Below are 10,612 nucleotides of genomic sequence, written 5' to 3'. Positions count from 1 at the left end.
CATACCGCTGCCGCTGATACTCATGCACGAACCCGCGAATCTGCGAGCTCGTGAACCCTGGACTCAATGTCATCTCACGACTCCGTTCCCCGAGCCGAACGACTCACACACAGCCTGGCAAAGAGGGCTCAAGGCGGTTTTCGGCGCGTTTTCTGTCACCGCGGCGGGGTTCGCGGGGGCGGAGCAGTCAGCTGTCGGGCGACGGGACTCGGGTCAGCCGGCGGGGACCGTGCCGCTCAGCAGGGGCGCGTCGCCGCCGGGGAAGCGGATCTCGATGGAGGCGATCTCGTCGAGGTCGAGCGCCGTCCCCGCGCTGAGCTCGGCCGTCGCGCCGCCGTACGCGCGCCAGCTCGACAGCTCGCGCGCGGTGCCGTCGGCCCCGACGACGACCAGCGCATAGGCGGCCCCGCCCGGTGCCCCAGCGCCGTCGTAGCGGCAGTCCATCTCGATCCGCGTGCCCCACGCGACCTCCGTGAGCTCGACCGAGGCCTCGATCGGCACGTCGGCGTCGGCCGCGAGGGTGATGCTCTCGCGTTCGGGGCCCGGTGCGCCCGGCGGCGTCAGCCACATCGGGAGCGCGACGATCGCCGCGACGGCGGCGGCCGCCGCGAGCGCACCGGCGCCCCACCGGGCGACGCGCCGCCGCCGCGCCCGCGCGACGCCGATGTCGATCAGTTCGGCGCGCGGGCCGCCGTCGGCCGTGTCGACATCCGGATCGTTCCGAGCGGCAGGAGTGGGGGTGTCCGGGTGATCCGGTGCCCCGGTGGTATGAGCGTCCGGATGCCCCGTTGCGGCGGGGGTGCGGATGCCTGGATGACCTGGCGCTGCGGGGGTCCGCGCGCCCGGATGACCCGGTGCCGGGTCGGTGCGGGGGTCGCGGGCGCGCCGGGCCGGGGCGGCGTCGCTGCCCGGGGCGGCGGCCGCGTCGCCCCCGATCATCCGGAGAGCGCGGTCGCTCGGGACGCGCGACAGCAGGCCGGGCAGCGGCGACAGCTCCGCGATCGCTGAGCGGCACGCGCCGCAGCGCGACAGGTGCTCCTCGTAGGCGGCGCGGTCGGCGGGGGGAAGGGCGCCGAGCACGTAGGCGGCGTCCCACTCGGCGAAGCGGGTGTGGTCGTCGGCGGCGTTCATCGCGTGACCCCCTTCTCCTGGAGCGCGAGCCGGAGCGCGCGCAGTCCGTAGTGCAGGCGCGACTTCACGGTGCCCTCCGCGGTGCCGGTCTCGGCGGCGATGTCGGCGACCGAGCGGCCGCCGTAGTAGGCCAGCACGACGGCCTCCCTGTGCGCCTCGCTGAGGGAGGCGAGCGCCTCGGCGATGAGGATCTCGTCGAACAGCGCGTCGGTGGCGTCGCGCATGGAGCGCTCCGGCGGGTCCGGAACGTTCGTCTCGTGCCGGCGCCGCGCGCTGCGCGCCTCGTCGATCACCAGGTGGCGGGCGACGGTGTACATCCACGAACGGGCCGACCCCGGTTCGTCCTGGAGCACCCGCGGGGTGCGCCACGCGCGCAGCAGCGTCTCCTGCACGATGTCGTCGGCGCCGGCCGCGTCGCCCGTGAGGTGCACCACGTAGCGGCGCACGGGCCCGGCGTGCGCGTCGTACAGCGCGCCCAGCCGCTCCGCATCGCTCGGCATCCGCCGCCTCCCGTCGGTCCGCCGGACGGATCGGCGGCTCCGATCGCTCTGGCGTTCCCTCGGTGACACGAGGCGGGGCGCGCGGGAGTTCATCTGAACCCGTCGGTGATCCGCCTCGTGTTCTCGAGTATGACCCCGGATGACCTCGAAGTGTGGGGGCTGCCTCTGCACCCCCTCGTCGTGCACGGCGTCGTCGTGCTGGTGCCCCTGGCGGCGCTCGCCGTGCTCCTGAGCGCCCTCTGGCCGGCGCTGAGGCGCAGGCTCGGCCTCATCACGCCGCTGCTCGCGCTCGCCGCGCTCGTGCTCACGCCCGTCGCGATCCTGTCGGGCGAGTCGCTGCTCGAACGCGTCGGCCCGGTGCCATCGGCGCTGGCCCACGAGGCGCTCGGGAGGATGCTGCCGCCGTGGGCGATCGCGCTGTTCGTCGTCGCCGTCGCGCAGTGGCTGTGGTTCCGCCGCGGCGCGCGCGGCCGGGAGCGGCGCGGCGCATCGCCGACGCGCGGGGAGCGGGCCGTGGGCATCGCGCTCGCCGCGGCCGCCGTCGTCGTCGCGGTCGGGAGCGTCGCGATGGTCGTGCTCATCGGAGAGGCCGGTGCCCGTTCCGTGTGGGGGTGACGCCGCCCATCCGGATCATCGACATCTCACAGCCGATGCCAACGCGGGGTGCATACGTTGGGGCCATGACAGCAGAGCACGCGGCCGAGGGCGTCGTCGTCGACCCGCGCACCCTCTCCGAGGCACGCCAGTTCCGCGACGACTTCACGCGGTTCCTCTCGCAGTACAGCTTCGGCATGCGGGAGGTCGAGACGAAGATGCTGATCCTGCGCGAGGACTTCGAGAACGCGCACGCGTACAACCCGATCGAGAACGTGGAGACGCGGCTGAAGACCGCCGACTCGATCGCCGACAAGGTGATGCGCCGCGGCATCGACCCCGACCTCGAATCGATCAGGACGAACATCCTCGACATCGCCGGCGTGCGGGTGACGTGCAGCTTCGTCACGGACGTCTACCGGATGTTCAACCAGCTGCGCGCGCAGGACGACGTGCAGGTGCGCGAGATCAAGGACTACATCGCGAACCCGAAGCCCAACGGGTACAAGTCGCTGCACGCCATCGTCGACGTGCCGGTCTTCCTCTCGACGGGCAAGGTCCGGGTTCCGGTCGAGGTGCAGTTCCGCACGATCGCGATGGACTTCTGGGCGAGCCTCGAGCACAAGACGTACTACAAGTACGACAAGCAGGTCCCCAAGCGCATCCTCGACAGCCTGCGCGACGCGGCCCTGACTGCGGGCGAGCTCGACGAGCGGATGGAGCGGATCCACCGCGAGATCCACGGCTCGGCGTCGGCGCCCGTGCGGCCGCTGCGGATCGTGGAGGACGACGGCGGCGCCCAGCGCGCCTGACGGTGCGCGGGCACCGCGCCCTGTGACGCCCGGCGCCGCGCCGGGTGATCCGCCGCTCGGGTGCCGGTGATCGTGGTCTCCCCACGGGGGTCCGCGCCCGGTCGTGCCCGAACGGACGCGTGCGCGCTCGGATCCCGCCCCGCGGGCCGCGTAGGTTGGTGGGGTGGAAGACGCGGGGCGGCAGGCGGTCGAGCTGTTCGAGGCCGCGCGCGAGCGCCTGGCCGACGCCCCGCGCGAGCACCTCGGGCGGCTCGTCGTGCCGGGCCGGCTGCGCGCGGCCGCGGGCGCGCGCCCGAAGGTCGTCCCGGACGGCGAGGCCTGGCGCGTCGGCACGCTCCTGATCTCCGCTGAGGCCGTCTACGAGGTCGGCGACGTTCTGCGTGCGAGCGAGGAGCGCCGCCGCGGCTTCACGTCGGATGCGGCCCGCCGCCGCGCGGACGCCGAGGCGATGTGCGTGCGCGGCGGGTTCTCGCCGGGCGACGTCGTCGACGTCGATCACGTCGAGATCGACCTGGGCGCGCTCTCCGCGTCGGGGTCGGCGGGGCCGCTGCGCGTCGTCGACGGCGTCGTGCGGATCCGGTGGACGGCCGCGGGCGCGACCATGCCGCTCGAGGCATACCTCCGCGAGAAGATCGACGCGCTGCTGGGGGAGTGAGCGGCCGCCGACGCGCGGCACGATCCGCGCGGCGAAGCGCTTCGGGCGCGACCGAGCGGCCGTGCGGCGGCGGGGTCGGCGTCGTGCGCACGCGAGGCATGCCGGGGCCGGTGCCGTGCTCGGCCCACGGAGTGCCGGGCCCTGCCCGGCGGCGCACACAGCGGCGGGAGCGGAGCGCGCCGTACGCTGAGTGACATGGTGAAGCGGAATCCGGGTCGCGGTGCGCGCGGGCAGGCGCGGGGCTCCGCCGGGCGCGGCGCGGGCCGCAACGGCGCGCGGGGCAGCGGGCACGGTGCCGCGGCCTCGCGCGGGCGGCGCGGCGAGGCCCAGCGGGGCGCTTCGGCGCGCGGGGACGCCGCGCCGCGGCCGCGCACCTTCCGCCTCGGCACGGTCGCGGGCGCGACGCCCGGGAAATGGGTCCAGCGCTGGCGCGAGCAGCGGCCCGAGCAGGCCATCGAGCTCGTGCCGCTGACAGCGGCGGAGCAGCGCACGGCGCTGGACGCCGGCGAGGTCGACGCCGCGATCGTGCGCCTCCCCCTGGCGGGCGACGCCGACGACGTGCACATCCTGCGGCTCTACGACGAGGTGCCGGTCGTCGTCGCGTCGAACGAGTCGTCGCTCATGGCCGCCGACGAGCTGGCCCCGGATGACCTGGCCGGCGAAGTCCTGATCACGGCGGCGGACGACGTGCTGGGCGAGCTCGGGCTGCCGACCGCCGCGCCGCGCTTCGACGCTCCCGCGACGACGGAGGACGCCATCGCGATCGCCGCGTCGGGCATCGGCGTCGTCGTCGTGCCGATGTCGCTCGCGCGCCTGCACCACCGGCGCGACGCCGACTACCGCCCCCTCGCGGGCGCCCCCGTGTCGCAGGTGGCGCTCGCATGGCGCCGCGACCGCGACGCGGACGACGTGCAGCACTTCGCCGGCATCACGCGCGGCCGCGGAGTGCGCTCCTCGCGCTGAGGTCCGGCGTCCGCATCGTTCCCCGCGGCCCGGTCGGCGCCGCCGAACGCCGGCCGCTCACCCGGGCGAACGTCCCTTCGGCGCTCGCGCGCACGCGGACGCACCGGCGCGCGCAGGGGAGCCGGCGCATACGGCGACGCACCCGCCGGCGGGGCCGAGCGGGTGCGTCGCGAGTGGTGGGTCAGGCGGCCAGGTGGAAGCCTCGGCGGTCGGTCCTGATCCGCGCGCCGGTGGCGATCTTCTCGTCGTCCGCGATGATCGAGTCGTCAGCGACGAGCGCCTCCGCGCCGATCATCGACCGGATGCCGATGTGCGCGCGGGCGCCGATCGCGGCGCCGGGGCCGATGTGCGCGTTGGCGTCGATGACGGCGCCCATGCCGATCTGAACGTTCGGTTCGATCCAGGCGCCCTTCGCGACCTTCGCGCCGGCGTCGATGCGCACGCCGGGTTCGATGTATGCGCCGGATTCCACGCGGGCCTCGGGGTGGACCTTCGCGCCGTGCGCGACCAACCCGCGGCCGTTGATGTGCTTCCGGTACCGCAGCGTCTCGCCGTTGTCGTCTTCAATATCGACGTAGTTCTTGCCCACGATGTCCTTCCGTGGCCTTGACTTAGGCCTGCCTAACTGCGTAAACACACTACCCGCCGGAGGTATTCCCACCGGCAGGGAATCCACCCGAGTGGGCCGATCGCGCCGGGGGAATCCGCACCGCACGGCGTCGTGCCCGCGGTGCGGAACCCCCGGCGCACCGCCTATGTCCGCGACAGCATACCGGTCGCCTGTGACGCGCAAGTGCGGCGTGTCGCGGGCGACCGACACACCGGTGCGCACGCCCGCCGCGGTGTCGGACGACGCGCCGTGCGTGCGGGTTCCGGCGCGTCATCTGACACCGCGGCGGTGGGGGCGTTCCCCCGCGGTGTCGGGGGCGGGCGGCCGGCTACGCGCGGCGGAGGGTGAGGCCCTTCGTCGACTCGACGAAGCCCGCGGCGCGCAGGGCGCGGCCGAGGGACGCGCGGTAGATGAATTCTCCGTTCGCCTGCTCGACCGTGAGCGTCTCGAGGCGCCGCGCGCGCGACGTGTCGGCGAGCGCGCGCGACGCGGCGCCCACGACGGCCTCGTCGCCGGAGAACACGAGCGCGCTCTTCCCGCCGCGCTCCAGGTACAGCACGAGCTCGCCGTCGACCGTGACGACGAGGCCGCCGGCCTTGCGCCCCGGCCGGTGCTTGACGCCGTCGATCGTCGGCCACGCCAGCGCGGCGCCGTACGGGTTGGCGGGGTCGGTCGCCGCGAGCACGAGCGCGTCGAGCGGCGCGGGGTCGGGTGCGGCGGCGAAGCGCCGCATCAGGTCGATCGTCGGCGATGCGGCGAACTGCGCCGCCCCGAGCTTCTCGATGAGGTAGCCGCGCCGGCAGTGGCCAGCGCGCTCGAGCGCCGCCAGGGTGCGGTACGCCTGCGCGAACCCTCCGGGCGTTCCCTCGCTCTGCACGGCGCCGCGCGTGACGACGCCGCACCGGTCGAGAAGGAGCGACGCCGTCGCGGTCGCCCTCACCGCCGCATCCGGCTCGCGCAGCGGCAGGAGCGACCAGCGGCCGCCGATCGTCGGGCGCGGCGCGGGCTGCCGCAGCCCGGCGCCGCGGAACGCGCGCGCCCGCGGCGGGCGCCGCTTCGCGCGGTGCGCCTGGGTACCGCCGGCCAGCAGCGTGCGCACGGGCGAGAACGTGTCGTTCGTGACGCGACCGGCCCACACGAGTCGCCAGAGCGCATCGACGACGGCCGACTCCGACACCTCCGCCGCCTCGGCGTCGGGCGTGCGCGCCCTCGCCAGCTCGGCGAGCTGCGGCGCGAAGTAGGCGCCGCCGAACGACAGGACCCCCAGGATGCGTCCTTCGAGCGAATCGGGCGCGAACTCCTCCTCCGCCGGGTCGCCGAGCGTGACGCCCGCCGCGTCAGCGGGGTGCAGCGACACCCAGCCGTCGCGGCCGGGCAGCGTGCCGTGCCCCGCCCAGATCACCTCGCCCGTCGACGTGAGCTCGTCGAGCATCGCGGGGCTGTAGTCCCGCACCCGGCTGGGGAGCAGCAGCGACTCCCACGCGCTGGCCGGCGCGGGCACTCCGGCGAGCTGCTCGATCGCCGCGAGAACGCCGTCGATCCCCTCGAGCGGCCGGACGAGGTGTTGCCAATCGGCGAGGAAGCGCGCGTAGGCGGGCTGAGAGACTGGCTCGACGCTGCCGCGCAGCGCCGCGAGCGAGCGCATCCGGATGCGGCGGAGCGCCTCCGCGTCGCACCATTCGTTCTCGTCGGGGGCCGCCGATGCCCCGGCGCCGCGTGCGCGGGGCTCGGCGCCCTCGGGGTGCCGCGCCCCATCCGCATCGCGCGGCGCCCCCGGTTCCGCGGCTCCGCCGGCGGAAGGGCCCGCGCCAGGGGCCTCGCCCTCGGGGAGGAAGAAGCCGCTCGCGATCCGCCCGTCGGCCTCCAGCCGCTGCAGGGTGTGGCGCGCGACCGCGACGCCGATGCCGAGCCGCGCGGCGACGGCCGCGGTCGTGAACGGCCCGTGCGTGCGGGCGTAGCGCGCGACGAGGTCGCCCATCGGGTCAGCGACGGGTTCGAGGAACGCGTTCGGCACGCCGACCGGCAGGGCGGCCCCGAGCGCGTCGCGCAGCCGCCCGGCGTCTTCGATCGCGGCGAAGCGGGCCTCGCCGGCGATCGTGACGCGGATGGCGCGGCGCGCGCGCACGAGCCCGTCGAGGTGTGCCGCCGCCACGGCGTCCGCCGCGGCCGGCGGCGGGGGTGCCGCTGCGTCGGCGTCCGGCCAGTTCGCGTCGTCCCCGGCCGTCGGGGGCCCCGTGCGCGAGGGGGCCCGCGGCGCGTCGCCGTCGCCCGTTCGCTCGGCCTCGCCTCCCCGCAGGCGCGCGGCGACCTCGGCGGAGGTGAGCGCCCCGAGCGTGCGCAGCAGGTCGGCGGCGCCCTCGACGCCCCTGGCGCGCCGGTCGGGAGCGAGGCGCTGCGCCTCGGCCTCGTACTGGGCCACGACATCCGGGTCGAGGAGCTCGCGCATCTCGACGCGGCCCAGCAGCTCGCTCAGGAGGGCCGGGTCGACCGAGAGCGCCGCGGCCCGGCGCTCGGCGAGGGGCGAGTCGCCCTCGTACATGAACGCCCCGACATAGCCGAACAGCAGGTCGCGGGCATACGGCGACGGCTGCGGCGTCTCGGTCTCGACGAGCCGGATGCGCCGCTCGCCGATTCCGCGCGCGATCCGCATCAGCGCCGGCAGGTCGTAGACGTCCTGCAGCACCTCGCGCAGGGTCTCCAGGATGATCGGGAACGTCGGGTGGCGGCGGGCGACCTCGAGCAGCTGCGCCGAGCGCTGCCTCTGCTGCCACAGGGGCGTGCGCTTGCCCGGGCGAGGGCGCGGCATCAGCAGCGCGCGGGCGGCGCACTCGCGGAAGCGCGACGCGAACAGCGCGGAACCGCCCACCTCGTCGGTGACGATCTGCTCCAGCTCGTCGGGCTCGAAGACGAACAGCTCGGCGCCGGGCGGCTGGCTCTCGGCGTCCGGGATCCGCGCGATGATGCCGTCATCGCTCGCCACGGCGGAGCCGTCGACGCCGAGGCGCTCCCGGATGCGGGCGGCGACCGCGAGCGCCCACGGTGCGTGCACGTGCATTCCGTACGGGGAATGCAGGATGATGCGCCAGTCGCCGACCTCGTCCTTGCCCCGCTCGATCGTGAGCGTGCGGTCGGTCGGGAGGGAGCCGGTGGCCTCCTTCTGCTCGTCGAGGTAGTCGAGCAGGTTCGCGACCGCCCGCTCGTCGAGGCCCGCCTCGGTGAGCCGGTCGGCGGCCTTCTCGCGCGGCGCGGAGGAGAGCTGCCTGGTCATGGCGCCGAGTGCCTCGCCGAGCTCGGCGGGGCGCCCCAAGCCGTCGCCGTGCCAGAACGGCACGCGCCCCGGTTGGCCGAAGGCGGGCACCACGTTGACGCGGTCGTGCGTGATCTCGACGATGCGCCAGCTCGTCGTGCCGAGCGTGAACACGTCGTTCACGCGCGATTCGTACACCATCTCCTCGTCGAGCTCGCCGACGCGCGCGCCGCGCTCCTCGCCGGCCACGAACACCCCGAACAGCCCGCGATCCGGGATCGTGCCGCCGCTCGTGACGGCGAGGTGCTGCGAACCCGGCCGACCCTCGAGCGTGCCGGCGTCGCGGTCCCAGACCACGCGGGGGCGGAGCTCGGCGAACTCGTCGGACGGATACCGGCCGGCGATCAGGTCGAGCGTCGCTTCGAACGAACCGCGCGGAAGCGTGCGGAACGGGGCGGAGCGCCGCACCGTGCGGTACCACTCCTCGACCTCGAGCGCGTCGAGCGCGCACGCCGCGACGGTCTGCTGGGCGAGGATGTCGAGCGGGTTCTGCGGAACCGCGATCGCCTCGATCTGCCCCGACAGCATCCGCTCGGTCACGATCGCCGTGTGCAGAACGTCCGCGCGGTGCTTCGGGAACAGCGCGGCGCGGCTGATCTCGCCCACCTGGTGCCCTGCGCGCCCGACGCGCTGCAGGCCGCTGGCGGCGCTGGGCGGGGCCTCGACCTGGATCACGAGATCGACGGCGCCCATGTCGATGCCGAGCTCGAGGCTGCTGGTCGCGACGACGCAGCGCAGCGAGCCCGACTTCAGCTCGTCCTCGACCTGGGCGCGCTGCTCCTTCGACACCGAGCCGTGGTGCGCCTTCGCGAGCACGGGCGCGACGCCCGCGGTCTCGGACGTCGTCGGCCCGTTCAGAGCGGCCTTCGCCGGAGGGGGAGCCTCGAGCCCGAGGCGCTCTGCGTAGATCTCGTTCAATCGCCCCGTGAGGCGCTCGGCGAGCCGACGGGAGTTCGCGAACACGATCGTCGAGCGCTGCTCGACGACGCGGTCGACGATCGCCTCCTCGACGTGCGGCCAGATCGAGCCCGTGATCTCGGTCTGCTGCGGCGGGCGGAACCAGTCGTCGGACTCGTCGCCGGCGGCGCCCGACGCGCGGTCGCCCCCGTCGCTCGCCGAAGTGCGGGCTCCGGTCGGGCCCCCGCTGGCCGCGGGTCGCCCGGAGCCCGCGGGCGGTGGGCTCTGCATGTCGTCGACCGGCACGGTCACGCGCAGGTCGAACGTCTTCGACGCTCGCGGAGCGACGATGTCGACGGGCGCGGCACCGCCGAGGAAGCGCGCGACCTCGTCGATCGGCCGCACGGTCGCCGACAGCCCGACGCGCTGCGCCGGTTCGCCCCCGCCCGCCCGGATGGCGTCGTCGAGCCGCTCGAGTGACACCGCGAGGTGCGCGCCGCGCTTGGTCGCCGCGACGGCGTGCACCTCGTCGACGATCACGGTGTGCACACCGCGCAGCGTCTTCGCCGCCTGGCTCGTGAGCATCAGGTAGAGCGACTCCGGCGTCGTGATCAGGATCTCGGGCGGGTTCCGCACGAGCTTCTGCCGCTCGTTCGCGGGGGTGTCGCCTGAGCGCACCCCGACCGTGACATCCGGCACCTCGATGCCCAGGCGGCGGCCGGCCTGCGAGATGCCGACGAGCGGGGAGCGGAGGTTGCGCTCGACGTCGACGCCGAGCGCTTTCAGCGGCGACACGTAGAGCACGCGCGTGGTCTTCGACGCCGGGTCGCGCGGCTCGCGGAACGCGCGGTCGATCGCCCACAGGAACGCGGCCAGCGTCTTGCCGGAGCCCGTCGGCGCGACCACGAGCGCGTGCCTGCCCTTCGAGACGGCCTGCCACGCGCCGGCCTGCGCGCTCGTCGGCGCCGGGAACGCCCCGCGGAACCACTCCCGCGTGGCGGGGGAGAACCGATCGAGAACGTCCATGGCCTCCATCCTGCCCCTCAGCGCCGACATCCGGCGTGCTCGGCGGTGCCGCTGCGGCCGAAAGCGCCCGCGCGGGGTCGCCGGCACCGGCTCGACCCCGCGACGACGGGGCGGGCC

The 10,612-nt window shown here is 75.0% G+C and carries 8 protein-coding genes; 4 read left to right on the top strand and 4 right to left on the bottom strand.

What is annotated here, in order from left to right; translation table 11 throughout:
- Positions 1 to 213: 213 nt before the first annotated feature.
- Both C0010_RS07280 and C0010_RS07275 read right to left on the bottom strand, forming a co-directional pair.
- The gene (locus C0010_RS07280; RefSeq protein ID WP_105566378.1) at positions 214 to 1,131 is read right to left on the bottom strand and encodes an anti-sigma factor family protein; all 918 of its coding nucleotides are present in this window, start codon (positions 1,129 to 1,131) and stop codon (positions 214 to 216) included.
- Complete coding sequence (locus tag C0010_RS07275; protein WP_105566377.1) at positions 1,128 to 1,631, bottom strand: sigma-70 family RNA polymerase sigma factor; 504 nt, start codon at positions 1,629 to 1,631, stop codon at positions 1,128 to 1,130. The genes C0010_RS07280 and C0010_RS07275 overlap by 4 nt, the downstream gene beginning before the upstream one ends.
- 129 nt (positions 1,632 to 1,760) lie before the next feature.
- Between C0010_RS07275 and C0010_RS07270 the strand changes: the two genes are divergently transcribed.
- The 4 genes from C0010_RS07270 to C0010_RS07255 all read left to right on the top strand — a co-directional run bounded on the left by C0010_RS07270 (position 1,761) and on the right by C0010_RS07255 (position 4,655).
- On the top strand, positions 1,761 to 2,246 hold the full coding sequence (locus tag C0010_RS07270; protein WP_105566419.1) for a DUF2231 domain-containing protein: 486 nt from the start codon (positions 1,761 to 1,763) through the stop codon (positions 2,244 to 2,246).
- A gap of 65 nt (positions 2,247 to 2,311) precedes the next feature.
- Positions 2,312 to 3,037 (top strand): GTP pyrophosphokinase, encoded by a 726-nt coding sequence (locus C0010_RS07265; RefSeq protein WP_105566376.1) that lies wholly within the window; start codon positions 2,312 to 2,314, stop codon positions 3,035 to 3,037.
- Positions 3,038 to 3,200: 163 nt separating this feature from the next.
- Positions 3,201 to 3,692, top strand: coding sequence for a glutaminase (locus C0010_RS07260; RefSeq protein ID WP_105566375.1), 492 nt, complete (start codon positions 3,201 to 3,203; stop codon positions 3,690 to 3,692).
- A gap of 195 nt (positions 3,693 to 3,887) precedes the next feature.
- Complete coding sequence (locus C0010_RS07255) at positions 3,888 to 4,655, top strand: LysR substrate-binding domain-containing protein (protein ID WP_198410811.1); 768 nt, start codon at positions 3,888 to 3,890, stop codon at positions 4,653 to 4,655.
- A gap of 181 nt (positions 4,656 to 4,836) precedes the next feature.
- Here C0010_RS07255 and C0010_RS07250 read toward each other — a convergent pair whose 3' ends face one another.
- Both C0010_RS07250 and C0010_RS07245 read right to left on the bottom strand, forming a co-directional pair.
- Positions 4,837 to 5,244, bottom strand: coding sequence for a transferase (locus C0010_RS07250; RefSeq protein WP_105566374.1), 408 nt, complete (start codon positions 5,242 to 5,244; stop codon positions 4,837 to 4,839).
- Between the two features lie 349 nt (positions 5,245 to 5,593).
- The gene (locus C0010_RS07245; protein WP_456299256.1) at positions 5,594 to 10,504 is read right to left on the bottom strand and encodes an Lhr family ATP-dependent helicase; all 4,911 of its coding nucleotides are present in this window, start codon (positions 10,502 to 10,504) and stop codon (positions 5,594 to 5,596) included.
- Positions 10,505 to 10,612 lie beyond the last annotated feature (108 nt).

This window comes from Microbacterium halophytorum (assembly GCF_002970975.1).
Taxonomy (GTDB): domain Bacteria; phylum Actinomycetota; class Actinomycetes; order Actinomycetales; family Microbacteriaceae; genus Microbacterium; species Microbacterium halophytorum.
The sequence above is the reverse complement of the archived record's forward strand: the minus strand, read 5'-3'. Positions and strand labels throughout refer to the sequence as shown.

Excerpts from the sequence above, each read along its gene's own strand:
- C0010_RS07280 (WP_105566378.1), bottom strand. The coding sequence starts at position 1,131 with ATGAACGCCGCCGACGACCACACCCGCTTCGCCGAGTGGGACGCCGCC.
- C0010_RS07275 (WP_105566377.1), bottom strand. The coding sequence starts at position 1,631 with ATGCCGAGCGATGCGGAGCGGCTGGGCGCGCTGTACGACGCGCACGCC.
- C0010_RS07270 (WP_105566419.1), top strand. The coding sequence starts at position 1,761 with ATGACCCCGGATGACCTCGAAGTGTGGGGGCTGCCTCTGCACCCCCTC.
- C0010_RS07265 (WP_105566376.1), top strand. The coding sequence starts at position 2,312 with ATGACAGCAGAGCACGCGGCCGAGGGCGTCGTCGTCGACCCGCGCACC.
- C0010_RS07255 (WP_198410811.1), top strand. The coding sequence starts at position 3,888 with ATGGTGAAGCGGAATCCGGGTCGCGGTGCGCGCGGGCAGGCGCGGGGC.
- C0010_RS07245 (WP_456299256.1), bottom strand. The coding sequence starts at position 10,504 with ATGGAGGCCATGGACGTTCTCGATCGGTTCTCCCCCGCCACGCGGGAG.